The organism is Flavobacterium sp. CFS9 (genome assembly GCF_041154745.1).
Classification (GTDB): domain Bacteria; phylum Bacteroidota; class Bacteroidia; order Flavobacteriales; family Flavobacteriaceae; genus Flavobacterium.
On the sequence record NZ_AP031573.1, the window covers coordinates 4,047,722 to 4,072,030 of the forward strand.

The window sequence follows — 24,309 nt, forward strand, 5'->3', positions numbered from 1 at the left end:
AACTAGATTTATGATTTCTTATTGTTTACTAATGAGTAGATTACGCTGTCTATAAACTTTCCGTCATAAAGTTCACATTCTTTAAAATGTCCTTCTTTAACAAAGCCGCACTTTTGCAACACTTTTTCAGAAGCATAATTTTCAGGATCTATCACAGCCTCGATAGAATGTAGTTTCAGTTCTTCAAATCCATAAGTGATCAGTCGGTTTACGGATTCAGGTATGATCCCTTTTCCGTGAAATTCCGGTAGTAAAATATATCCAATTTCAGCACGGTGATGTTCCGGCTGCATTCTGTAATAGCCAATGATTCCTAGTAATTTAGGACTATCTTTTAGAGTAATTCCCCAATTGATTCCAACATTAGTCACAATTTTATCTTCGATCATGGCAATGTGTTCCAAAGCCTCTTCAGAATTTTTAACCAGGGGACGCGGGATGAATTTCATCGTTTCAGGATTCGAACGCAATTCGAAAACTTCATTAACATCATCAGTTGTAATTCTTCGTAAAAGCAAACGTTCTGTTTCGATTACAGGAAATGGAGTAAAATTAAATTCCAGCATTTTTTTGTAGATTATAATATTGATATACTAAATTTTGAATTGAAGATTTGATTAGCTTCCAAAACCAAAACCCCTTCTTTTTCGAATAAATCTCCAGAATTTTCAGCAGTGTCAGAGTACCCAAGCCAGGGCTCGATGCAAATAAAAGGAGCTTGTGGTTTTGTCCAGATTCCTAAACTTGGAAAGTCCTCAAAATCAACTTTGACATAGGGTTTGGAGTTTTGAAGGAGTGTTAACGATTTTGATTCCAGGGTTTTAAAAATTAATGCGTCGTTTTCGAATAATTGGTAGTCAAACGGAATTAATCCATTTTCACTTCTCAAAGTTTCTGTTTGATTAGAAATCAAATCATTTTCTAAAAGGTAATATTTTAAAACTTCTTGTTTTTCGAATTGGAAAGCATAATTTTTAAAATCTCCCGGTAATGCTATCGCAGGGTGAGCTCCAATCGAAAATGGCATTTTGCTTTTTCCTGTGTTGATCACTTTATATCCAATATTCAAAGTGGTGTTTTCAACGCTGTAAGTAAGCTGTAGTTCAAAATCAAAAGGATATTTTTGCAATGTTTCGGCATTTGATTTTAAAGAGAAGATTGCTGTATTTTCAGTCTTTTCGATCAATTCAAAGTTCATGTCACGTGCAAAACCGTGTCTAGACAATTGATACTCTTTTCCATCTATTGTATAAGTATTGTTTTTAAGGGTGCCTACAATAGGAAAAAGTACCGGAGAATGTTTGCCCCAAAAGTCTGGATTACCTTCCCAAATGTATTCTTTATTTTGATTGTCTTTTAATGAAAATAATTCTGCTCCGGAATGTTTTATTGAGACGCTTATCGCTGAATTGTAGATAGTTGTATTCAAAGTGTTTGAAATTGAAAAAGATTAGTGATATACTGATGTAAATATATTTTATAAATTTTATTTTTTTAGGAAAATGGCTTAAAATATTTTTTGCATAAAATTTTGCCAAAATTGGATTTACCTTTTATAATTTCTCTGAAAATAGCTTTTTTTTTCATTAATTTGCTACATAAACAGCTAAAAATTATGAAAAAACAATCCTCAAAAGCCTTATTAACCATGGCTTTGTTTGTTGGAGTTTCTTCTGTCTGGGCACAGCAAACACCTCCTGCAACAGTAGTAAATCCTGTTAACAATTACGATTATCACGATGCGTTTGGACCAAATTTTTATACCAAAAATGGAACTCCAACGCGTTCTGCAAACGGTCAGCCGGGAGTTGAATATTGGCAAAACAGAGCCGATTATCAGATAACGGCAAAATTAAATGGAACTACGAATGAAATTATTGGTACAGATGTGATCACTTATACCAATAATAGTCCAGATAAAATGTCATTTGTGTGGCTGAATCTAGATCAAAATTTATTCAAAAATGATTCAAGAGGAAACGCGGTAGTGCCACTTACAGGAAGTCGTAATGGTGCTCAGGGACAGGTTTTTGACGGAGGTAATAAAATTAAATCGGTAAAAGTAATTTCAGGCGGAAAGAAAAAGACTGAAGTTGAGGCTAAATATGTAATTACAGACACCAGAATGCAGATATTTCTTCCGGAAACATTAGCGTCAAAAGGAGGAGCTGTAAAAATAAAAATAGAGTTCTCATTCATTGCGCCTTTTGAAGGATCGGACAGAATGGGAGTTTTAGAAACGAAAAATGGTAAAATTTTTACGATTGCACAGTGGTATCCACGTATGTGTGTGTACGATGATATAAAAGGATGGAATACTGCACCATATTTAGGAGCATCAGAGTTTTACTTAGAATATGGGAATTTTGATGTGAAATTAACGGTACCTTCAAACCATTATGTGGTAGGATCAGGAGAATTGATAAACGGTGCAGAAGTATTACCGGCAGAACAGCTTAAACGTTATAAAGAAGCGGGTCAAAGTGATAAAACTGTTACAATTCGTTCTGCTGAAGAAGTGACCGCAACGGCAAATTCTAAAGCAACAGGAGAGAAAACATGGCATTATCAGATAAAAAATGCTCGTGATTTTTCCTGGGCTTCCTCAGCAGCTTTTGTTTTAGACGGCGCAAAGATTAATTTACCAAGTGGTAAAAAAGCATTGGCTTTATCAGCTTATCCGGTAGAAAGTGGTGGGAATGAAGCTTACGGACGTTCTACGGAATATGTAAAAGCATCAATTGAACATTATTCTAAACAATGGTTTGAATATCCTTATCCTGTAGCAACAAACGTGGCAGGAAATGAAGGCGGAATGGAATATCCGGGAATTGTTTTTTGCAGTTGGGAATCAAAAGGACAGGATTTATGGGGGGTAACCGATCATGAATTTGGACATATTTGGTTTCCTATGATTGTAGGTTCAAACGAAAGATTATTTGGCTGGATGGATGAAGGATTTAATACTTTTATTAACTCAATTAGTACTGCCGAGTTTAACAAAGGTGAATATAAAGAAGCACCATCAGATTTAAATAAATTAGCGGAGCCATTTACAAGACCCGATTTAGAGACGATAATGAGTTCACCTGATAATATGAAGGAAGCTAATATTGGTATGTTGTGCTACTTTAAACCAGGTTCCGGTCTGGTAATTTTAAGAGAACAAATCTTAGGAAAAGAGCGTTTTGATCTTGCTTTCCGTACTTATATAGAAAGATGGGCTTATAAGCATCCACAACCGGATGATTTCTTCAGATCGATGGAGAATGTGGCGGGTGAAGATTTAAGCTGGTTCTGGAGAAGCTGGTTTGTGAACAACTGGCGTTTTAATCAAGGGATTAATTCAATTAAATACATAAAAAATGATCCGTCTAAAGGGGTTGCAATCACGGTCGAAAATTTTGACAAGATGCCAATGCCGGTTATTTTAGATGTGAAAACAAAAAGCGGGAAAGTTACAAGAGTGAAATTACCGGTGGAAATTTGGCAACGAAATAAGGTATGGACTTTCAAACACAATTCTACTGAAGAAATTGAAAGTATAACACTTGATCCTGATCATGTTTTCCCTGATAATAATGTAACAAATAACGTTTGGACAGCAGGAAATGGTAAAATAGAAAAAGATATAGTTTTAGATGGCTATGTAGGAACATATTCAACTTCAAGAGCTCCTTTGAAAATTGATTTTACAGAAAAAAATAGTGCATTGAGTGTTCAAATAACAAACTATCCTAAGTTTACAGTTAAGGCGGTAGAAAATGAAAAAGATGTCTTTCAATCAGCTGAAGCCGGATTAAAATTCAAATTTAATGAGGCTAAAAGTGGTTTTGACATGATTATTTTGAGCAGCGGAGATACAATCCCGTTTACTAAAAATTAAAACATAAATTTTTAATTTATTGATAGCCCGATAGTTATTTTTAGCTATCGGGTTTTTTATGGACCAATATTAACATTCTGTAAAAAAAATGTTAGAATTTTACTTTTTTGTTTTGTAAATAAAAAAATAGTGTACTTTTGCAGTCAATGAATAAAATAAGTTTACATATAACTTCTTTGTCACGGACAAACTCAACTGTAACTTCTCCCGAAGTACGGACACTATCCCTATAGTGTTCACCGAGTTTTTCGCCGCGTATTTATTTATATTCATTTTTCATCTTGAAATCACATCATTTGTCCATTGGACAAACATATCCTAAAAGTATATATTATTTTTTGAATTTTCTTAATCAAGTTTTTGATTTTGAGAATGTTACTTCTATTTTGCTTATTTTTATTGGATTGAATTCAGGATTTCAAACTAAACAATACGTTTTAATTTTTAACTCTAACTTCAACTATTGAAATGAAAATCTCTATTGTTGTTACTCAGGAAGAACACTTCAAATTCGCACAGGAAATTTGCGATACAATAGAATCATCAGCCTTATTAAGAGGCACCGGGATTGCTAAAAGAACACCTGAATACATTCAGAAAAAAATGTCGAATGGTGATGCGATGATTGCTTTGGCAGACGGAAAATTTGCAGGTTTTTGTTACATCGAAAGTTGGGAGCACGGAAAGTTTGTTGCCCATTCCGGTTTAATTGTACATCCGGATTACAGAAGTTTAGGTTTAGCCAAAAAAATCAAGTCAAAAGTTTTCGATTATTCTCTGGAAAGATACCCTGATGCTAAGATATTTGGTATTACAACAGGTTTGGCTGTAATGAAAATAAACTCTGATTTAGGATACAAACCTGTACCTTTTTCTGAACTGACTACCGATCCAAGTTTTTGGGCAGGCTGTAAAACCTGTACGAACTACGAAATTTTAAAAAGCAAAGAAAACAAAATGTGTCTTTGTACAGGGATGCTGTATGATCCAAAAGACAAACAGAAAGATCCGCCAAAACACCCATTTAATGTAGCTGTTTTAAGCAGACTGAAAAAAATCAAACAAGCTTTGTTCCTGAATAAAACATTGTTTTTCGGGTTCTTATCTTAAAAAATTAAACTAAAAATTAGAATCTCAAACGTGCTAAATACGAAAGTATTAGCTTAAATTATAAAAAATGAAAAAAGTTGTATTAGCTTATAGTGGAGGATTAGATACCTCGTATTGTTTGAAATATTTAAAAAATGAAAAAGGGTACGAAGTTCATACGGTTCTGGTAGATACAGGAGGATTTGACGAAGAAGAATTGTCAGCTATCGAAAAGAGAGCGTATGAGTTAGGGAGCGCACAACACGCGAACCTTACAATTGTAGACAAATATTATGACAAAGCTATAAAATATTTGATTTTCGGAAATGTGTTAAAAAACAATACGTATCCCTTATCAGTGAGCGCTGAACGTGTTTTTCAGGCAATTGAAGCAATCAAATATGCTAAAAAAGTAGGAGCAAGTGCCATTGCACATGGAAGTACAGGTGCAGGAAATGACCAAATCCGTTTCGATTTGATTTTCCAGACTATTGCTCCTGAAATTGAAATCATTACTCCAATTAGAGATTTAAAGCTTTCAAGACAAGAAGAAGTAGATTATTTGTCTAAAAATGGAGTACATTATTCTTGGGAAAAAGCACAATATTCAATTAATAAAGGACTTTGGGGAACTAGTGTAGGTGGTAAAGAAACCCTAACGTCAAGTGAACCTCTGCCGAGTGAAGCCTATCCTTCGCAATTGCAAAAAGAAGGTGAAGAAAAAGTGACTTTGCATTTTGAGCAAGGAGAATTAGTAGCCTTAAACGGTAAAAAAGATGTTCCTGAGAAAAATATTGTCAAACTTGAAAAGCTGGCAAATGCTTATGCTATCGGGAGAGATATTCACGTAGGTGATACCATTATCGGAATTAAAGGAAGAGTTGGTTTTGAAGCCGCTGCACCATTAATTATCATCAAAGCCCACCATTTATTAGAGAAACATACACTTGGTAAATGGCAGCAATACTGGAAAGAACAGTTAGGAAACTGGTACGGAATGTTATTCCATGAAGGTCAGTTTTTAGATCCGGTAATGCGTAATATCGAAACCTTTTTGCAGGACACACAGAAAACAGTGAATGGAACTGTAACAGTTTCATTAAAACCATACCATTTTTCACTTGACGGAATTGAATCTAAAAATGATTTAATGAATACAGGTTTTGGTCAGTATGGAGAAATGAATAATGCGTGGACATCTGAAGATGCAAAAGGATTTATTAAGATTTTAGGTAATGCTCAAAACATATTTTCATCTGTAAACCATTTAGATCATGATTAATGTCGGAATAATTGGTGGTTCAGGCTACACAGCCGGAGAGCTCATCAGAATCTTAATGTATCATCCCAAGGTAAACATTGATTTTGTTTACAGTACAACCAATTCGGGAAAACCACTTTCTGTGGCACATCAGGATTTGATGGGAGATATCGAAATGAATTTTACAGATATTGTTAACCCGAATGTAAATGTAGTGTTTCTATGTCTTGGTCACGGAAAATCTATTTCGTTTTTGAAAGAGAATCAGTTTGCAAGCCACACCAAAATCATCGATTTGGGGAATGATTTCAGATTGAACAAAGATGCTCATTTTGATGGAAAAGATTTTGTTTACGGTCTTCCGGAATTGAATAAATCAGCGATCAAAAAAGCAAATTATATTGCAAATCCGGGTTGTTTTGCTACAGCGATCCAATTGGCTTTGTTGCCTTTAGCAAACAGTGATTTGTTGCTTAATGATGTTCATATTAATGCAACAACCGGAAGTACCGGAGCAGGAGTGGGACTTTCAGAAACGTCTCATTTTAGCTGGAGAAACAATAATATGTCACATTATAAAGCTTTTGAACACCAGCATTTGGGAGAAATCGGAGAAAGTTTGGTGCAGTTACAGGATGATTTTGAAAGTGAATTGCTTTTTATTCCAAATAGAGGAGATTTTCCAAGAGGAATTTTTGCCACACTTTATACCATTTCGGATGAAAGCCTGGAACAAACGGTAGCCAGATACGAAGAATTCTATAAAAATGAGCCTTTTGTTACAGTGACAACGACAAACATCAATATGAAACAAGTCGTTCAAACCAACAAATGTATCATCAGTTTAATGAAAAAAGGAAACCGGATATTGATCACTTCAATTATTGACAATTTAACCAAAGGTGCTTCAGGCCAAGCCATTCAAAACATGAATTTAATGTTCGGATTAGAAGAAACCACCGGTTTAAAATTGAAACCAAGCGGATTTTAGAAAAATTTGTTTCAAGTTTAAAGTTTCAAGTTTCACGTTTGATACGTAATTTGAAACTCTCAACATGAAACTGAAATCAGTTTTAAGTTTAAAGTTTCAGTTTTTGCGTGCTATGAGCAACTTGAAACTTTAAACCTGAAACAAAACAAACAAAAAACATGAACTTATTCAACGTTTACCCATTATACGACATCACTCCGGTTAAAGCTATAGATTGTACAATTGTAGATGACAAAGGAGTAGAATACTTAGATTTATACAGCGGACATGGTGTGATTTCTATTGGACATACACAACCGGATTACGTAGCCAAATTAAAGAACCAATTGGATCACTTAGGATTTTATTCCAATGCGATTCAGAACCCATTGCAGGTAGAGCTGGCTCAAAAACTAGGAAAGCTTTCAGGATTAGAAGATTATGAGTTGTTTTTATGCAGTTCAGGTGCAGAAGCCAACGAAAATGCATTAAAACTAGCTTCTTTTCATAACGGGAAATCAAGAGTTGTAGCTTTTGATAATTCTTTTCACGGAAGAACCTCTGCAGCCGTTGCTGTTACCGATAATAAAAAAATTGTAGCGCCAATCAATGCACAGCAGGAAGTTACTTTTTTACCCTTAAATCAAATCGAATTAGTTGAAGCAGAACTTGCAAAAGGAGATGTTTCTTCAGTAATTATCGAAGGAATTCAAGGAGTAGGAGGTTTAGACGAGGGAACAACTGAATTTTTTCAGGCTTTAGAAAAAGTCTGCAAAAAGCACGATGTGATTTTAATTTTAGACGAAGTACAGTCAGGATATGGAAGAAGCGGAAAGTTTTTCGCCTTTCAGCATCACGGAATCAATGCTGATATTATTTCAGTAGCAAAAGGAATGGGGAATGGTTTTCCAGTTGGAGCTATTTTAATCTCTCCAAAATTTGAAGCAAGTTTCGGATTGTTGGGGACCACTTTCGGAGGTAGTCATTTATCGTGTGCTGCCGGTATTGCGGTACTGGATGTAATTGAAAAATTGGATTTACAGAAGAATGTAAACGAAGTTTCGGCTTATTTCTTAGAAAAAATTAAAGAAGTTCCAGGAATTAAAAAAGTAAAAGGGAAAGGTTTGATGCTTGGAGTAGAATTTGATTTTGATGTAGCTGCATTAAGAAAAAAACTAATCATCGAAAAACATATTTTCACAGGAAGTGCCAACAATAAAAATCTGTTAAGAATTCTTCCTCCCTTAACAGTGAAGAAATCAGATATTGATACTTTCATTGCAGCTTTAAAAGAGAGTTTGGAAGAACTTAAAAATTAAAGTTTACCATATACTGTTAATTCGTTTAATCGTTTAAACGGATTAACAACTAACCAATTAAACCAAAAAAATGAACCCATTATCAATTGAAAAACGTAATCTGGTTTTGCGTGCTATGGCACAGCTGGTCGAGCAGGAGCGGAACCAGATTATCTTAACCAATCAGGAAGATCTTGTTGATTATGACGGCTCAGACTTAGCCATGGAAGAGCGTTTAAAGGTAGATGATAAAAAAGTGGATGAAATGATTTTATCACTCAATCAACTGGCTTCGCAAGAAGATCCGGTTGGAGTAGAACGTTTTCATTTTGTTCATGATAATGGTATAAAGGTGATTAATAAGACTGCCGCTTTCGGGACGATTTTAATCATTTACGAATCCCGTCCCGATGTTACTATTGAAGCCGGGGGAATAGCTTTTAAATCCGGAAATAAGATTTTATTGAAAGGAGGAAAAGAAGCTTTAAAATCGAATTTGAAAATTGTGAGTCTGTGGCATCAGGCTTTAGAGAAAAACGGCGTTTCGAAAGACTGGGTGGAATATTTGAATTTTAATCGTGCCGAAACTCAGGCTTTTTTAGAAAAACCAACTCAAAAAGTGGATTTAATTGTTCCAAGAGGAGGAGAAAAATTAATTGAGTTTGTCAAAGCACACGCCACTTGCCCCGTTATTGTAAGCGGACGAGGAAATAATTTTGTCTACGTTCATGAAAAAGCTGACACAGATTTGGCTCTAAAAATCATTATAAATGCCAAAACCTCTAAAATTTCAGCGTGTAATGCGGTCGATAAGGTTTTGATAGATTCAAAGCTGCCTAATTTTGAAGGATTTACAGCTATTTTAATTGAAGAGTTAAAGCAATATAAAGTAGAAGTAATTGTTGATGAGTCACTAAAAAGTTTTGAAGACACCAAAACACTCCAGAACGAAGACATTTGGTACGAAGAATTCCTGGATTATAAAATCGTAATTGGAGCTATTGATTCTGAAGAAAATGCAATCGAAAAAATAAATAAATATTGCGGAGGACACTCGGCAGTAATTATTACAAGAGATGATAAGGCAGCACAGGAATTTATGGATGCCGTAGATACTGCAGCTGTGTATCAAAATGCCTCAACACGTTTTACAGATGGAGGTCAGTTTGGTCTGGGAGGTGAATTAGCGATAAGTACCGATAAATTGCATCAGCGGGGTCCTATCGGACTTCAGCATCTCGTAACCAATAAATGGTATGTGTACGGAGAAGGTCAAATTAGGTAATTGAGGAAATTAGACAATTAGATAGTTGGATTTTCTTAGATTGTAAATTATTGGAATTTGGAATTTTAAAAATTGTAATTTATCAAAAAAACAAAGCTTTGCGAACCTAGCGTTAATCTAGACAAAGAAAAAAGCTTGCGCCCTTTGCGGTTAAATAACACAATGTGCAAATTAGATAATACGAAAATTGAGGGAATTAGATAATTAGTCAGTTCTGGATAAAAATCTTAGAATCTCAGTATCTTAGAACCTTAGCATCTTTAAAAAATGAGCAAAAAAAGGATTTTATTAAAAATAGGAAGTAACACTTTAACCAAAGAAACCAATCATATTTCGCGGGGAAAAATTGAAGATCTCGGAATGCAGATTGCAGCTTTAAACAAAGATTACGAGTTTGTAATTGTGAGTTCCGGAGCAATCGCAGCGGCAAAGCAATTTGTAAAGCTCGAAAGTAAAGGAAAAGAAATTGTCGTTAAGCAGGCATTAGCTTCAATAGGTCAGCCACATTTGATGCGGATTTTCCACGAGAATTTCAGTGATTTGGGATTATTGACTTCTCAATGTTTATTGTCTTATTCTGATTTCGAGAAAGAACAGTCTAAAGTCAATATTGTCAATACGATAAACGTTTTGGTAGAGAACAATTACATTCCGATTATTAATGAAAATGATACGGTTGCTACAGATGAAATTCGGTTTGGAGACAATGATAAACTGGCAGCATTGACAGCAGTTCTTTTAAATGTTGATATTCTGATTATTGCGACCAATACCAACGGGATTTATACCAAAGATTCTATTCACGATGAAGTTCCTGAAACGATCAAACTGGTAGAGGATTTAAAAATATTGGAAAAAGAAATTGGAGAATCAAAATCATCACATGGAACTGGAGGGATGCAGTCGAAGATAGAAGCAGCCGCAATTGCAAAAGCAGCCAATATTGAAACCTGGATCGTAAATGGATTAGATGATAATTTTATTCTGCGGGCGCTAAAAGAGGAAATCCCATTTACCAGGATTGTGTAAAGATGTTTATTTGTTTAACCGTTAATTTGGTTAATCGAAGTAATATCACCAGAAAAAAATAAAAGTTAATATGTTTTATCAAATAAACAAATTAACGATTAACCGATTAAACAGAAAGAGATGAACTATATTTCAATTCAAGATATCGACTCATTATCAAAATGGGTAAAAAGTGCGTTAAAAATCAAAAAGAACCCACTTAAAAATCAAAGTTTAGGAAAAAATAAAACCTTAGGGATGTTATTTTTTAACCCAAGTTTAAGAACGCGTCTGAGTACTCAGAAAGCGGCAATGAACTTAGGGATGAATGTTATGGTAATGAACTTCACTAATGAAGGCTGGACGTTAGAATTTGAAGACGGAGCCATTATGGATTCCGGTGCTTCAGAGCACATTAAAGAAGCAGCTGAAGTAGTATCTCAGTATTGTGATATTATTGCGATTCGTGCTTTCGCAGGTCTTGTGGATAAAGAGAAAGATTATGCAGAAACCGTAATTTCGGGATTCTTGAAACACGCAACCGTACCCATCGTAAACATGGAAAGTGCCGTTCGTCATCCGATGCAGTCTTTGGCAGATGCTATTACCATGGAAGAATACAAAACCAAGCATAAACCCAAAGTCGTACTTTCGTGGGCGCCACATCCAAAAGCTTTGCCTCAGGCCGTTGCGAATTCATTCGTAGAAATGATGCAAATGCAAAAAGACATGGATTTTGTAATCACACACCCGGAAGGTTACGAATTAAGTCCCGAAATCACGAAAGACTGTACAATTGAATACGATCAAAACAAAGCGTTTGAAAATGCTGACTTCGTTTACGTAAAAAACTGGAGTAATTTTAACGACTACGGAAAAGTAACCAATACAGATTCAAGCTGGACGGTTACAGCCGAGAAAATGGCTTTAACCAACAACGGAAAATTCATGCACTGTCTGCCTGTTCGTCGTAATGTTATTGTAAGCGATGAAGTACTTGACGGCAAGAATTCAATCGTAATTCAGCAGGCGAACAACAGAACGTATTCAGCGCAGTTAGTTTTACAGAAGATTCTCAAAAAAATATAATTTTTTTGAGGTACTAAGGTTCTAAGTTTCTAAGATGCTAAGAAACGGCCGAATAAAAACCTTAGTCCCTTAGAACCTTAGTCCCTTAGAACCTCATGAAAAAAGTTACAATAATAAAAATAGGCGGAAACATCATAGACAACCCGATAGAATTAGAGCAATTCTTAACTGATTTTTCTAAAATAGAAGGTCATAAAGTACTGGTTCATGGTGGAGGAAAATCGGCTACGAAAATGGCTCAGAGTATCGGACTAGTGCCGCAAATGGTCGATGGACGCCGTATTACAGATGCCGCAATGCTTGATGTTGTGGTCATGATTTACGCAGGCCAAATCAACAAACACATTGTAGCGCAATTACAGGCAAAAGACAATAATACGATAGGATTTTCGGGAGCCGACGGGAATTTAATTCAGTCTGTAAAACGAAATCATCCTACGATTGATTATGGCTTTGTCGGAGATGTAAAACAAGTTAACACGAAGTTATTGGCTACGTTATTAGAAACCGGAATTGTTCCTGTTTTCTGTGCCATTACACACGACAAGAACGGACAATTGTTAAATACCAATGCCGATACTATTGCAAGTGAGCTTTCCATTGCGCTCTCTAAAGTTTTTGAGGTGACATTGACCTATTGTTTTGAAAAGCAGGGAGTTTTGCAGGATTCAGAAGACGATACATCTGTAATAACAGAAATCAACGAGGCTTTATATAACAAACTTAAAGAAGAAAAAGTAATCCATTCCGGAATGATTCCAAAACTGGATAACTGCTTCAATAGTTTGTCAAGAGGAGTACAGCAAATTAAAATCGGACACCACAAAATGCTTCAGAATTCAGAGATTCCGCATACAACCATTACGTTATAAAAGATATCGCCACAAATTACACGAATTTTCACGAATTATATTTGGTTAAACAATTAGTGTAGATTAGTGAAATTAGTGGCAAAAAAATAGAAATGCGCGAGGCGTATTAAATATTATTTTAAGAAATTTGCGCCAATAAAATTTAGGTTAAGATTTAGTATAGCAATATAAGTTTAGAAAAACTTAGAACCTTAGAATCTTAGCATATCAGCACCTAATAGAAAATGAAAAATATTGCAACGCTTACCCAGGAAGCAATTAGTTTATTAAAAAGTCTTATCGAAACCCCTTCCTTTTCAAGTGAAGAAGAACAAACAGCCCTTTTAATCGAAAATTGGTTCAATCAAAACGAAATTCCTTTTCAAAGAGAAAATAATAATGTGTGGGCTTTCAACAAACATTTCGACGAAAATAAACCAACACTATTATTAAACTCACACCACGATACCGTAAAACCTAATCAGGCTTATACTAACGATCCGTTTAAAGCCATTGAAAAAGAGGGAAAATTATTTGGGTTAGGAAGTAATGATGCAGGAGGTTGTCTGGTTTCGTTACTGGCAACATTTGTGCACTTCTACGAAAACCAAGATTTATCACATAATATCGTTATTGTAGCTTCTGCCGAAGAAGAAAGCAGCGGAAAGAATGGTTTAAACAGCGTTTTAAAGCACTTACCAGAATTAGATTGCGCTATTGTGGGCGAACCTACCTTAATGCAGTTGGCGGTTGCCGAAAAAGGATTGTTAGTTTTAGACGTAAAAGTCAAAGGAACCGCAAGTCATGCCGCACATCAAAACGACGATAATGCCATCTATAAATCAATTCCCGTAATGGAATGGTTTAAAAATTATAAATTCGATAAAATTTCGGAAGTTTTGGGTCCTGTGAAAATGACCGTAACACAAATCAGTGCAGGAAAACAGCACAATGTAGTGCCGTCAGAATGTGATTTAGTAGTCGATATTCGCGTGACCGATTGTTATTCGAATACGGAGATACTCGAAGTAGTAAAAGCCAATATAAACGCCGAAGTAACGCCAAGATCAATGCACCTGAATGCTTCGTCAATTCCGGTGGCACATGGTTTGGTACAAGCCGGGATCACTTTAGGAAGAACCACTTATGGCTCGCCTACACTTTCAGATCAGTCCGTTTTAAGCTGCCAGTCTTTAAAATTAGGACCGGGAGAAACCCTGCGTTCACATTCTGCAGACGAATTTATTTTTGTAAATGAAATTGAAGAAGGAATTGATTTGTATATCAAAATACTCAACGGGTTCTTTAAATTATAATTGAAACGAAATTAAACCCGACAGGTTTCAAAAACCTGTCGGGTTTGTAATATAAACAGGCATATTGGTGTGATTAGAAAATAAAGACAAAGAAAGAAGTCTAACAATCTAACGATCTAAGAAGTCTAAAAATCTAAGTTATGAAACTTTGGGAAAAAGGAATACCAACAGACAAACAAATCGAGCAATTTACCGTTGGAAACGATCGTGAACTCGATTTAGTTCTTGCAAAATACGATGCATTAGGGTCAATTGCACATGCCAAAATGCTTGGACAGATAGGTTTATTAACTCAGGAAGAAACCACTTCTTTAGTGGACGCTTTACATGAGATTATTGCTGATGTTGCTGTTGGAAATTTCGAAATAGAAAACAGTTTTGAGGATGTACACTCCAAAATAGAGTATTTGCTCACCGTAAAACTGGGAGACGCCGGAAAAAAAATCCACACAGCGCGTTCCCGTAACGATCAGGTTTTGGTAGACGTTCATTTGTATTTAAAAGACGAGTTAAAAGCGATAAAAGAGCAGGTAAAAACACTTTTTGATTTGTTGATGGAATCTGCAGAGAAACATCAGAACGTTTTGCTGCCCGGATATACACATTTACAGATCGCAATGCCATCGTCTTTCGGAATGTGGTTTTCAGCCTATGCCGAAAGCTTAATTGATGATATCACCATGTTAAATGCAGCCTCGAAAGTAGTCGACCAGAATCCGCTGGGATCTGCCGCAGGGTACGGAAGCTCATTCCCAATCAACAGAACTTTTACGACTCAGGAATTAGGATTTGAAACGTTAAAGTTTAATGCCGTTGCAGCCCAAATGAGTCGTGGAAAAGCCGAGAAAACTGTAGCTTTTGCTATGAGCAGTGTTGCGGCAACCTTGTCAAAATTTGCCATGGACGTTTGTTTGTATATGAGTCAGAACTTTGATTTTATAAGTTTACCATCGCATCTTACAACAGGTTCCAGTATTATGCCTCACAAGAAAAACCCGGATGTTTTCGAATTGATCAGAGGAAAATGCAATAAGATTCAGGCCCTTCCTTACGAAATAACTTTAATCACTAATAATTTACCAAGTGGCTATCACAGAGATTTTCAGCTTTTAAAAGAAGGCTTGTTTCCTGCGATTCAAAACTTAAAAGCGTGTCTGGACATTGCTATTTTCTCCGTAAAGGACATTACTGTGAAAGACAACATACTGAAAGATAAAAAATACGATTATTTGTTTACAGTAGATACTTTAAATGAAATGGTAGTGGCCGGTATACCTTTCAGAGACGCCTATAAGGAAGTTGCAGAACAGTTGGAGGCCGGAACGTACCAATCGCCTAAAGAAACAAAACACAGCCATGAAGGCAGTATCAATAATTTATGCCTGAATGCTATTAAAGATAAAATGAAAGCAGCTTTATAAAGCAAGCAGACCCATTAAAAGAACCGATTTGTATCTGATATGAATCGGTTTTTTTGTTTATTGCAGTTTAAAAGTATTAAAGCTTTTTGTGTGAATAATTAAGTTTAGTAGGTTTTTTTTTACTTAATATATTTGTTCTTGGTAAAAAAAGTTTATTTTTGATTTTTAGTTTCAAAATTAAAGTATGAATAAGTTTGATGATCAGGCCACCAAAGGCCTTTGGGAGAGGGGATTATTGAGTAAAGATAAGTATGAGGAAATTACATCCTATCGCAGATTGCATATTTTTTCACTAAATGCTGAACTTAAATTAGCCCTGTACTTGTCCGTATTATTGTTTACTTCAGGAATCGGGATTTTAATTTACAAAAATATTGATTCAATAGGTCACATTGCAATTCTATCGCTGCTGTTGGTCGTTATTGGAATTTGCTTTTACTTCTGTTTTAAAAATGCCAAAGGATTTCAAAAATCAGAAACCACCTTTGAGCATCCGGTTTTAGAATATTTGGTCCTGGCCGCTAATATACTTACTTGTATTTTTATTGGATATTTACAGTTCCAGTACCAGACCTTCGGTACGCATTACGGACTGGCAACTTTAATTCCAACGCTGGTAAGTTTCTTTTGTGCGTATTATTTCGACAATAAAAGTGTTTTGACAATTGCAATTACCGGTTTGGCGGCTTACGTAGGGCTTTCCGTTACACCACAGGATTTGGTGAATAATAGTAATTTCTACCAGGATCCAAGTTTAAGTTATTCTGCAATTTTACTTGCTGCTTTACTTATTTTATGGACGGTTTACAGCTCCCGAATCCAGTTAAAAATACATTTCAATATTATTTATCACACTTTTGCCCTGCACATTGCCAGTATTGCATTAATTCACAACTTGACGGATACTTATGCGGATGGTATTTGGCTGCTTTTTGCAATTGTTTTGGCTGCTTCAACGTATTATTTTTATAAAGCAAGTTACAGGCTTAAAGCTATTTCACTGTATGTGTTTATGATTATTTATGCCTATATAGGTCTCAATATATTCATCTTTAGAGTTTTTGAGAATATTAATTTTTCAGATATCTGGGAATTATTTATTTTAATTCTTCCGTTATATTTTATAGGTTCGATAATATTGTTTATTAAGTTAATTAAGAAATTCAATAAAGAAATAGCAGCATGACAGCATACGATAAAGAGGAATTAGACGATTTGACTTTAATAGAAGAAGCTGCTTCTCTGTATGCAGCTGGTTTTATCGATAAAAATCAAAAAGATAGAATTAAAAGAGAGCTGGGTGTTTTTAGAATACAGAACAATATTCTGGTTCGACTGGGATTTTTTCTGCTGGGATCATTTTTGTATCTCTCCATTTGTGGAGCCATTACGTTATTGGGACTTAGCAATGAACAATTCTTTTTTAGCATCTGCTGTTATATTTTTGCTTTGGTTGGTTTTGTTGGAGCAGAATTTTTGGCTAATATGAGGTATTACCGACATGGTTTAGACGATGCTTTTGTTTTAGGATCAATTTTGAATATTGGAATTGCTGTAGCAATCACTACCGAAGGATACGAACTAATAATTGCCATTTTTGTGGCGTTTAAATCGTTTCTGCTTTATAGAAGATATTTGAATTTACCGGCATTATTGGTGTTTTGCGCGGCTTCGGCTGCTATTTTATTCTTCGGTTTATTAGAATTAGGAGAAATTGGAAAAATGATTTTACCGTTTGTCACGCTGCTATTTTCGGCAGGATTCTACTTTTTTACTAAAAAAAATATTGAAAAACTAACGGAAACTTATCACTATAATGGACTTTTATTTGCTAATAGTTTTTGTTTAGTACTGTTTTATCTTTCGTGCAATTACTTAGTGGTTCGTGAGCTTTCGGTAACACTTATGGACAATCCAATAGCCATAGAAAAGGACATACCATTTGCTTTTTTCTTCTATGCTTTTACATTGATTGTCCCCCCTCTATATTTAGTTCAGGCTTTGAAAACTAAAGATCGAATCTTACTATGGATTAGTTTTTTAGCCATAGGTTTTTCAATTTATACGATTCGATTTTATCATTCGGTTTTGCCAATCGAAACAGCATTAACACTTGCTGGGATAGTTTTGTTTGCTATAGCTTATTTTTCAATTAAGAAATTAAAAGACAGAGAAAGTGGTTTAACATTTAAACCGGATCGATTGAATTCGTCAAATCCATTTTTAAATATGGAGACCTTAATTGTCGCTTCAGCTTTTGGAGTAAAACCCGAAGCAAAACCCGAAGATTCTCCAATGGATTTTGGAGGTGGTGGTTTCAGCGGAGGAGGCTCAGAAGGAACTTTTTAAATGAAATGTTAATTGTAAGATGTAAGATGTAAAATGTGAGATGCGAAACTATAATAGTAACTTTTCATATTTTTGCATCTCACTTTTCACAATAAAAAAAATCTAGATTTTACTTTTCAATGCTTCCGCATCAATATCGCTATGGGAAACATCATAAACAGCTTTCCCGTTTCTGATCAGGATTAATTGTGGAGATTCATGATAAACATTGAATCGCGATGCAATTTCGTTTGAGACATCACGATGTGCTATTAAATCCAAAAAATAAGGATTCACAGTATCTTCTAAAGCATATTCACGTTCAAATTGCTTCAAAGCCATACGGCTAATGCTACATCTTGTGCTGTGTTTAAAAATGACTACCGGTTTTTCGTTGGATATCGCTTCGATTTCCATTAATTGGGCAACATCGGTTAATTCCGTCCAATTTACATTGCTTTTTGGGGTATCTGCTGACTCCGAATTCCCGAAGATTGAATTAAAAAAACTCATATTTGACTTGTTTTGTGACTTTTTGGCATTTTAAATGGATTGAAAACCAATAAAAAGTGTCATTTTGTCTGTATTTTTAGTATGGAATATAATTTGAACGTTCAGATAGCAAAGTTAGAATATTTAAAGTTAAAAATTTAATCCAATAAATTGTAATTTTAAAGACCTCGAACTATATCACTAATAATCAATCCTAAATCGTATAGATATGAATATAAATAAATTTACAATAAAGTCGCAGGAAGCCATACAGTTGTCACAGCAGCTGGCACAACGCAACGGACAGCAACAGATTGAAAACGAACACATTTTTAAAGCTATTTTTGAAGTAGATGAAAATGTTGCACCGTTTATTTTGAAAAAACTGAATGTAAATGTACCGTTGTTTTTACAAATATTAGACAGTACTATTGCAAGCTTTCCAAAAGTTTCGGGAGGAGATATATTGCTTTCCAGAGACGCAAACAAAGCATTGAATGAAGCAGAAATTATTGCTCAAAAAATGAATGATGAATACGTTTCTATCGAACATTTAATTTTGGCTATTTTCGATTCAAAAAGCAAAGTTTCTCAAATTTTAAAGGACCAGGGTGTTACGGGAAAAGGGCTTAAAGCTGCCATTGAAGAACTTCGAAAAGGAGAACGAGTAACATCGGCTTCAGCTGAGGAAACCTATAATTCGTTAAATAAATACGCCAAAAATCTAAACGAACTGGCTCGTACCGGAAAACTAGACCCTGTTATCGGACGTGACGAGGAAATCCGTCGTGTGTTACAGATTTTGACGCGAAGAACCAAAAACAACCCAATGTTAATCGGAGAACCGGGAGTTGGTAAAACGGCTATTGCCGAGGGACTGGCGCATCGAATTGTAGATGGTGACGTGCCGGAAAATTTAAAAGATAAAATCGTTTTCTCATTGGATATGGGGGCATTGATTGCCGGTGCTAAGTTCAAAGGAGAATTTGAAGAACGTTTAAAAGCAGTAGTAAAAGAAGTAACTTCTGCCGAAGGAGATATCGTTTTATTCATTGACGAAATTCACACGCTTGTAGGTGCGGGTGGAGGAGAAGGTGCTATGGATGCGGCTAATATTCTGAAACCGGCTTTGGCTCGTGGTGAGTTAAGAGCCATTGGAGCAACAACTTTAGATGAATATCAAAAGTATTTTGAAAAGGATAAAGCATTGGAGCGTCGTTTCCAAAAAGTTTTAATCGATGAGCCGGATACTGAAAGTGCTATTTCAATTTTGCGCGGGATCAAAGAAAAGTATGAAACCCACCATAAAGTTCAGATTAAAGATGAGGCGATTATTGCTGCGGTAGAATTGTCACAACGCTACATTACCAATCGTTTTTTACCGGACAAAGCTATCGACTTGATGGATGAAGCGGCTTCGAAACTGCGTATGGAAATCAATTCAAAACCGGAAGAACTGGATGTTTTAGATCGTAAGATCATGCAGCTGGAGATTGAAATTGAGGCCATTAAACGTGAAAAAGAAGAAAGCAAACTGAAAATCCTGCGTATGGATCTTGCGAACTTAAAAGAAGAACGCAATGAGATTTATGCAAGATGGAAATCCGAAAAAGATATTGTAGACGGAATTCAGGCGGTAAAACTCGAAATTGAAGGCTTTAAATATGAAGCGGAACGTGCGGAACGTGACGGGGATTATGGAAAAGTGGCCGAAATTCGTTACGGTAAAATAAAGGAAGCGCAGGAACGTCAGGATGTTTTGCAAAAACAATTGCTGGAGTTTCAATCCGGTAATTCTTTGATTAAAGAAGAAGTAACCCGTGAAGATATTGCCGAGGTGGTTGCAAAATGGACCGGGATTCCGGTGATGAAAATGCTTCAGACCGAAAGAGAAAAACTTTTGCATCTGGAAGACGAATTACATAAACGTGTGGTAGGTCAGGAAGAAGCAATTGAAGCGGTGAGTGATGCTGTGCGTAGAAGCCGTGCCGGTTTGCAGGATTTGAAAAAGCCCGTTGGAACGTTCTTGTTTTTAGGAACTACCGGAGTAGGTAAAACGGAGTTGGCTAAAGCTTTGGCGGAATATCTTTTTGACGACGAAAATGCCATGACCCGTATCGATATGAGTGAGTATCAGGAACGTCACAGTGTGAGCCGTTTAGTAGGTGCGCCTCCCGGATACGTAGGTTATGACGAAGGAGGACAGCTGACAGAAGCAGTTCGTAGAAAACCCTATTCTGTTATTCTGTTAGACGAGATTGAAAAAGCGCATCCGGACACGTTTAATATCCTGCTTCAGGTTTTAGATGAAGGTCGTTTGACGGATAACAAAGGACGTCTGGCCGATTTTAAAAATACCATTATCATTATGACTTCTAATATGGGAAGTCAGATTATACAGGATAAGTTTGAAAACTTAAAAGGAAGTATTGAATCGGCTACCGAATCTGCAAAGGTTGAAGTTTTAGGATTACTGAAACAAACTGTTCGTCCGGAATTTATCAACCGTATCGATGAGATCGTGATGTTTACGCCTTTAACAGTAGATAATATTTCTAAAATTGTAGGTTTACAGTTGAAGAGTGTTACAAAAATGCTGGCTTTACAAGGTATTACAATGGACGCAACACCGGAAGCAATTGCTTACTTATCTGATAAAGGATATGACCCTCAGTTTGGTGCTAGACCTGTAAAAAGAGTAGTTCAGAGAGAAGTATTGAACCAGTTGTCAAAAGAGATTCTGGCAGGAAAGATTACTACGGACAGTATCATCCTATTAGATGCTTTTGACGGACAATTGGTTTTTAGAAATCAAACGCATAAAGAAGAATAATTTATAAGAGAAATACATCAGAGATCATTTCTCATTTTCAGGAAGACACCGGTAAAATATGCCGGTGTTTTTTTGTATAATCATTTTTGAGGCATGAAAATCTGCGTAGGAATTATTATATATTTGAATTATTAACGATCAAAAACAATTGTATGAAAGAAAAACGACGGACTTTTTTAGGTTTATTAGTTACCTGCATTTCATTTATGAGCAGTGCTTATTCTCAACAGAGTGTGGTAGTTGCAGGAGGAAATGCTACCGGAAGCGGTGGTAGCTCCAGTTATTCGGTTGGACAGATCTCATATGTGAGCTTATCTGGTGCTAACGAATCTGTTTTGCAAGGTGTTCAACAGCCTTATGAGGTAACCACTCTGGGCAATGATGATTTTAAAGGTATTGATCTTGTCATGACCGCTTATCCAAATCCCACTGTTGATGTGCTTACTTTAGTCATTACCAAAGAAGAGTGGAAAGATTTGTCTTACAGGCTTTTTGATACAACTGGAAAGATTGTATCTGAGAACTTAAAAATTGCGGGTTCCGAAACGAGCGTGCCAATGCAGCAATTAAATCACGGAATTTATTTTCTGACGGTAAATAAAGGAAACAAAAGCATAAAAACGTTTAAAATCATAAAAAAATAAAACAGCAGACAGATATATGAAAAAAATTACTCTTGCCTTACTATTATTAAGTTCTTTTACCTTTTTATTTGCGCAGGCTCCGCAAAAAATGAGTTACCAGTCGGTTATTCGAAAAACGGACGGGACGTTGGTTGCAGGTACTTTAGTGGGTATCAAAACAAGTATTTTACTCGGATCAACGAGTGGTACAGCCTCTTATGTAGAAACCCAAACCACCACAACAAACAGTAATGGATTGGCCACTATAGAAATAGGAGGCGGTACACCAACTACAGGAACTTTCTCAGGGATAAACTGGGGAGCAGGATCACACTTTATCAAAACGGAAATCGATCCAACCGGAGGAAGTAATTACACCATCAGCGGTACAAGTCAGTTGTTGAGTGTGCCTTATGCTTTATATGCGGGAAGTACTCAGAACAAGGGAAAAACAAGTATAATAATAACCGGAGATGTTACAGATGTACAGGCAATGGCGCAAATAGATGCCGAGTTTGGACCCTATACAGAAAATATTTATGTTACAAGCACAACAAATTTGACCAATATAGATTTGAGCGCAGTGAAAAAACTGGTAACCTTAAAGATTCAGAATAATTCAAAGTTGACTAATGTAAACTTGAGCAATCTTATTGAGGTTTACGATGATTTAGATGTCGATAATAACAATAAATTAGGATCGATTGTATTTCCTGCATTGAAAATAATACAGGGATACGATACAGGGATTCTAAATAATCCATCTTTAACGTTTATTGCGTTTCCTGTGTTAACGTCAAGTAAAGGATTGTATTTTCACAGTAATATACTTCTTACTTCTATCGAATTGCCTTCTTTGTCCACAATTGCAGATAAAGACACCACACTTGATTTTACCAGTAATGCACTTCCAAGTTCTCAGGTTAATCTGATTTTAAGCAGGCTTTTAAATTTATCTTCCTTTAAGGGAGTTAGATTAGACAATCAAAAACCACCAGCTCCTCCTACGGGGCAAGGTATTGTAGACAAAGCCACTTTAATTGGCAGAGGCGCAAGTGTTACAACCGATTAAGTTTACTATTAAATCATAGGATTTATAAAAATGCCAGCCGTAAGGTTGGCTTTTTATTTAGTTTAAGAATTTCGATTCATAAATAATATAATCTTTTCTAAAAGTACTATAAAATAATTATGAGTAAAGTATAGAACTTTACGGTAGTAATTTGAAAATCAAATGAAAAGAGGAATAATCTTAATCGAAATATCATGAACAATATTTTTAGAGGGTTAATAGCAGGTTACGGTGCGAAAAAATTAGGTGGCGGTTGTTTTGGAACTATTTTCGTGTTTATTATTATTTGGGTGCTTTTAGGGCAATGCAGTTAATTTTTGGCTAGAAAAATCAACAAAAAAGTCTTAGATTCGCAGCAATAAACAACCAGGATCATGTATTAATTTGGCGTATTTAAAACCAGTTAATTAAGTGATTTTTCTAAAACAAAATAAGTATAATGGCATCAGGTTTTTTCGTACTATTAGACGATATCGCAGCAATCATGGATGATGTTGCAGTAATGAGTAAAGTTGCAGCAAAGAAAACAGCAGGTATTTTGGGCGATGATTTAGCCGTAAATGCTGAGAAAGCTTCAGGGTTCGCATCCTCGAGAGAGCTTCCGGTATTATGGGCAATCAGCAAAGGTTCGTTGTTGAATAAAGTGATTATTTTACCCATTGCTTTTTTGTTAAGTGCTTTTTTACCAGTAGCCATCATTATAATTCTGGTACTTGGAGGTTTGTTTTTGGCTTATGAAGGAGCGGAGAAAATCTACGAATTTGTATTTCCACACAAACATGAAGAATCTGAAGGAATCACAGACGAAACGTTTACAGAAGAAGAAATTTTAGAAGCTGAGAAAGGAAAAATAAAATCAGCAATCGTGACCGATTTTATCTTATCTGTCGAAATTGTGATTATTGCTTTAGGTACCGTAATTGGTCAGCCACTTAGCCAGCAAATCATCGTAACGTCAATAATTGCCTTAGTTGCAACTGTTGGGGTTTATGGTATCGTGGCACTTATTGTCAGAATGGATGAAGCAGGGTATAAGCTAATTAAATTCAGTAAAAAAGAGAAAAGTATCTCGAAATTTATTGGAAACATACTAGTAAAAGCATTGCCTTTGGTCATTAAAAGTTTAACCGTAATTGGTACAATTGCTTTGATTTTGGTAGCAGGCGGAATTTTTGTACATTATATCCCGTTCATACATCATTTAATGGAAGAAATTAATGTGCCTTCTATTCTAAAAGAATTTGTTACAGGTTTAGTGTTAGGTTTTGCAGTATTGGCTGTAATAAGTCTGTTTAAAAAAGTATTCGGTAAAAAAGAAACTGTTTAAAAGAAATAACATCATAAATACAACAAACACCAGTCGAAAGGCTGGTGTTTTTTTTTGAAGCACAGTAACTCATTTTTAAAAGCACTTTTGTCCCGCTATTCACTCTATCTTTTCCCTGCTAAAGAAGCAGGAAAAAGGATGCCGTTTCTATCGGGGCTAT

Annotated in this window: 20 protein-coding genes; 17 read left to right on the plus strand and 3 right to left on the minus strand. The window is 35.6% G+C overall.

The genetic code is table 11. The annotated features are described in order from the left end of the window. Nucleotides 1-8: 8 nt before the first annotated feature. On the minus strand, nucleotides 9-566 hold the full coding sequence (locus tag ACAM30_RS17045) for a GNAT family N-acetyltransferase (RefSeq protein ID WP_369615773.1): 558 nt from the start codon (nucleotides 564-566) through the stop codon (nucleotides 9-11). Nucleotides 567-577: 11 nt separating this feature from the next. Next, entirely contained in the window at nucleotides 578-1,429 is an 852-nt protein-coding gene (locus ACAM30_RS17050; RefSeq protein ID WP_369615774.1) for an aldose 1-epimerase family protein, read from the minus strand. Between the two features lie 186 nt (nucleotides 1,430-1,615). On the opposite strand from ACAM30_RS17050, the gene ACAM30_RS17055 reads away from it, so the two are divergent. The 13 genes from ACAM30_RS17055 to ACAM30_RS17115 all read left to right on the plus strand — a co-directional run bounded on the left by ACAM30_RS17055 (nucleotide 1,616) and on the right by ACAM30_RS17115 (nucleotide 17,823). Next, nucleotides 1,616-3,886 (plus strand): M1 family metallopeptidase, encoded by a 2,271-nt coding sequence (locus tag ACAM30_RS17055; RefSeq protein ID WP_369615775.1) that lies wholly within the window; start codon nucleotides 1,616-1,618, stop codon nucleotides 3,884-3,886. A gap of 468 nt (nucleotides 3,887-4,354) precedes the next feature. After that, the gene (locus ACAM30_RS17060) at nucleotides 4,355-4,996 is read left to right on the plus strand and encodes a GNAT family N-acetyltransferase (RefSeq protein WP_369615776.1); all 642 of its coding nucleotides are present in this window, start codon (nucleotides 4,355-4,357) and stop codon (nucleotides 4,994-4,996) included. A 67-nt stretch (nucleotides 4,997-5,063) separates the two neighbouring features. Then, complete coding sequence (locus tag ACAM30_RS17065; protein ID WP_369615777.1) at nucleotides 5,064-6,257, plus strand: argininosuccinate synthase; 1,194 nt, start codon at nucleotides 5,064-5,066, stop codon at nucleotides 6,255-6,257. Beyond that, nucleotides 6,250-7,227, plus strand: a complete 978-nt coding sequence (gene argC, locus ACAM30_RS17070) for an N-acetyl-gamma-glutamyl-phosphate reductase (RefSeq protein WP_369615778.1) — start codon at nucleotides 6,250-6,252, stop codon at nucleotides 7,225-7,227. Before ACAM30_RS17065 ends, argC begins: the two co-directional genes overlap by 8 nt. Before the next feature lie 158 nt (nucleotides 7,228-7,385). Continuing rightward, nucleotides 7,386-8,525, plus strand: coding sequence for an aspartate aminotransferase family protein (locus tag ACAM30_RS17075; protein WP_369615779.1), 1,140 nt, complete (start codon nucleotides 7,386-7,388; stop codon nucleotides 8,523-8,525). A 70-nt stretch (nucleotides 8,526-8,595) separates the two neighbouring features. Next, entirely contained in the window at nucleotides 8,596-9,789 is a 1,194-nt protein-coding gene (locus tag ACAM30_RS17080; protein ID WP_369615780.1) for a glutamate-5-semialdehyde dehydrogenase, read from the plus strand. 267 nt (nucleotides 9,790-10,056) lie between these two features. Then, entirely contained in the window at nucleotides 10,057-10,818 is a 762-nt protein-coding gene (gene proB, locus ACAM30_RS17085; RefSeq protein ID WP_369615781.1) for a glutamate 5-kinase, read from the plus strand. 120 nt (nucleotides 10,819-10,938) lie between these two features. After that, the gene (locus ACAM30_RS17090) at nucleotides 10,939-11,886 is read left to right on the plus strand and encodes an N-acetylornithine carbamoyltransferase (RefSeq protein ID WP_369615782.1); all 948 of its coding nucleotides are present in this window, start codon (nucleotides 10,939-10,941) and stop codon (nucleotides 11,884-11,886) included. Between the two features lie 95 nt (nucleotides 11,887-11,981). Next, complete coding sequence (gene argB, locus ACAM30_RS17095; RefSeq protein ID WP_369615783.1) at nucleotides 11,982-12,758, plus strand: acetylglutamate kinase; 777 nt, start codon at nucleotides 11,982-11,984, stop codon at nucleotides 12,756-12,758. Nucleotides 12,759-12,982: 224 nt separating this feature from the next. After that, the gene (locus tag ACAM30_RS17100) at nucleotides 12,983-14,053 is read left to right on the plus strand and encodes a M20 family metallo-hydrolase (protein ID WP_369615784.1); all 1,071 of its coding nucleotides are present in this window, start codon (nucleotides 12,983-12,985) and stop codon (nucleotides 14,051-14,053) included. 140 nt (nucleotides 14,054-14,193) lie between these two features. Then, the gene (argH, locus tag ACAM30_RS17105) at nucleotides 14,194-15,474 is read left to right on the plus strand and encodes an argininosuccinate lyase (RefSeq protein ID WP_369615785.1); all 1,281 of its coding nucleotides are present in this window, start codon (nucleotides 14,194-14,196) and stop codon (nucleotides 15,472-15,474) included. Nucleotides 15,475-15,658: 184 nt separating this feature from the next. Then, nucleotides 15,659-16,660, plus strand: a complete 1,002-nt coding sequence (locus ACAM30_RS17110; protein ID WP_369615786.1) for a DUF2157 domain-containing protein — start codon at nucleotides 15,659-15,661, stop codon at nucleotides 16,658-16,660. Continuing rightward, nucleotides 16,657-17,823: a hypothetical protein gene (locus tag ACAM30_RS17115; protein ID WP_369615787.1), complete on the plus strand. Its 1,167-nt coding sequence runs from the start codon at nucleotides 16,657-16,659 to the stop codon at nucleotides 17,821-17,823. Before ACAM30_RS17110 ends, ACAM30_RS17115 begins: the two co-directional genes overlap by 4 nt. A 102-nt stretch (nucleotides 17,824-17,925) precedes the next feature. Here the strand turns inward: ACAM30_RS17115 and ytxJ are convergent, their stop codons facing one another. Then, complete coding sequence (gene ytxJ, locus ACAM30_RS17120; protein WP_369615788.1) at nucleotides 17,926-18,315, minus strand: bacillithiol system redox-active protein YtxJ; 390 nt, start codon at nucleotides 18,313-18,315, stop codon at nucleotides 17,926-17,928. Nucleotides 18,316-18,523: 208 nt separating this feature from the next. On the opposite strand from ytxJ, the gene clpB reads away from it, so the two are divergent. From clpB to ACAM30_RS17140, 4 genes are all read left to right on the plus strand, one after another. Next, nucleotides 18,524-21,127: an ATP-dependent chaperone ClpB gene (clpB, locus tag ACAM30_RS17125; protein WP_369615789.1), complete on the plus strand. Its 2,604-nt coding sequence runs from the start codon at nucleotides 18,524-18,526 to the stop codon at nucleotides 21,125-21,127. A 152-nt stretch (nucleotides 21,128-21,279) separates the two neighbouring features. Next, on the plus strand, nucleotides 21,280-21,771 hold the full coding sequence (locus tag ACAM30_RS17130; RefSeq protein ID WP_369615790.1) for a T9SS type A sorting domain-containing protein: 492 nt from the start codon (nucleotides 21,280-21,282) through the stop codon (nucleotides 21,769-21,771). A gap of 16 nt (nucleotides 21,772-21,787) precedes the next feature. Further along, nucleotides 21,788-22,822, plus strand: coding sequence for a hypothetical protein (locus tag ACAM30_RS17135; RefSeq protein ID WP_369615791.1), 1,035 nt, complete (start codon nucleotides 21,788-21,790; stop codon nucleotides 22,820-22,822). A 439-nt stretch (nucleotides 22,823-23,261) separates the two neighbouring features. Next, nucleotides 23,262-24,149, plus strand: a complete 888-nt coding sequence (locus tag ACAM30_RS17140; protein ID WP_369615792.1) for a DUF808 domain-containing protein — start codon at nucleotides 23,262-23,264, stop codon at nucleotides 24,147-24,149. Nucleotides 24,150-24,309 lie beyond the last annotated feature (160 nt).

Bases quoted from the DNA above. Each gene is read 5' to 3' on its own strand.
- ACAM30_RS17045 (WP_369615773.1), bottom strand. From the start codon at position 566: ATGCTGGAATTTAATTTTACTCCATTTCCTGTAATCGAAACAGAACGT.
- ACAM30_RS17055 (WP_369615775.1), top strand. From the start codon at position 1,616: ATGAAAAAACAATCCTCAAAAGCCTTATTAACCATGGCTTTGTTTGTT.
- ACAM30_RS17060 (WP_369615776.1), top strand. From the start codon at position 4,355: ATGAAAATCTCTATTGTTGTTACTCAGGAAGAACACTTCAAATTCGCA.
- ACAM30_RS17065 (WP_369615777.1), top strand. From the start codon at position 5,064: ATGAAAAAAGTTGTATTAGCTTATAGTGGAGGATTAGATACCTCGTAT.
- argC (WP_369615778.1), top strand. From the start codon at position 6,250: ATGATTAATGTCGGAATAATTGGTGGTTCAGGCTACACAGCCGGAGAG.
- ACAM30_RS17075 (WP_369615779.1), top strand. From the start codon at position 7,386: ATGAACTTATTCAACGTTTACCCATTATACGACATCACTCCGGTTAAA.
- ACAM30_RS17080 (WP_369615780.1), top strand. From the start codon at position 8,596: ATGAACCCATTATCAATTGAAAAACGTAATCTGGTTTTGCGTGCTATG.
- proB (WP_369615781.1), top strand. From the start codon at position 10,057: ATGAGCAAAAAAAGGATTTTATTAAAAATAGGAAGTAACACTTTAACC.
- ACAM30_RS17090 (WP_369615782.1), top strand. From the start codon at position 10,939: ATGAACTATATTTCAATTCAAGATATCGACTCATTATCAAAATGGGTA.
- argB (WP_369615783.1), top strand. From the start codon at position 11,982: ATGAAAAAAGTTACAATAATAAAAATAGGCGGAAACATCATAGACAAC.
- ACAM30_RS17100 (WP_369615784.1), top strand. From the start codon at position 12,983: ATGAAAAATATTGCAACGCTTACCCAGGAAGCAATTAGTTTATTAAAA.
- argH (WP_369615785.1), top strand. From the start codon at position 14,194: ATGAAACTTTGGGAAAAAGGAATACCAACAGACAAACAAATCGAGCAA.
- ACAM30_RS17110 (WP_369615786.1), top strand. From the start codon at position 15,659: ATGAATAAGTTTGATGATCAGGCCACCAAAGGCCTTTGGGAGAGGGGA.
- ACAM30_RS17115 (WP_369615787.1), top strand. From the start codon at position 16,657: ATGACAGCATACGATAAAGAGGAATTAGACGATTTGACTTTAATAGAA.
- ytxJ (WP_369615788.1), bottom strand. From the start codon at position 18,315: ATGAGTTTTTTTAATTCAATCTTCGGGAATTCGGAGTCAGCAGATACC.
- clpB (WP_369615789.1), top strand. From the start codon at position 18,524: ATGAATATAAATAAATTTACAATAAAGTCGCAGGAAGCCATACAGTTG.
- ACAM30_RS17130 (WP_369615790.1), top strand. From the start codon at position 21,280: ATGAAAGAAAAACGACGGACTTTTTTAGGTTTATTAGTTACCTGCATT.
- ACAM30_RS17135 (WP_369615791.1), top strand. From the start codon at position 21,788: ATGAAAAAAATTACTCTTGCCTTACTATTATTAAGTTCTTTTACCTTT.
- ACAM30_RS17140 (WP_369615792.1), top strand. From the start codon at position 23,262: ATGGCATCAGGTTTTTTCGTACTATTAGACGATATCGCAGCAATCATG.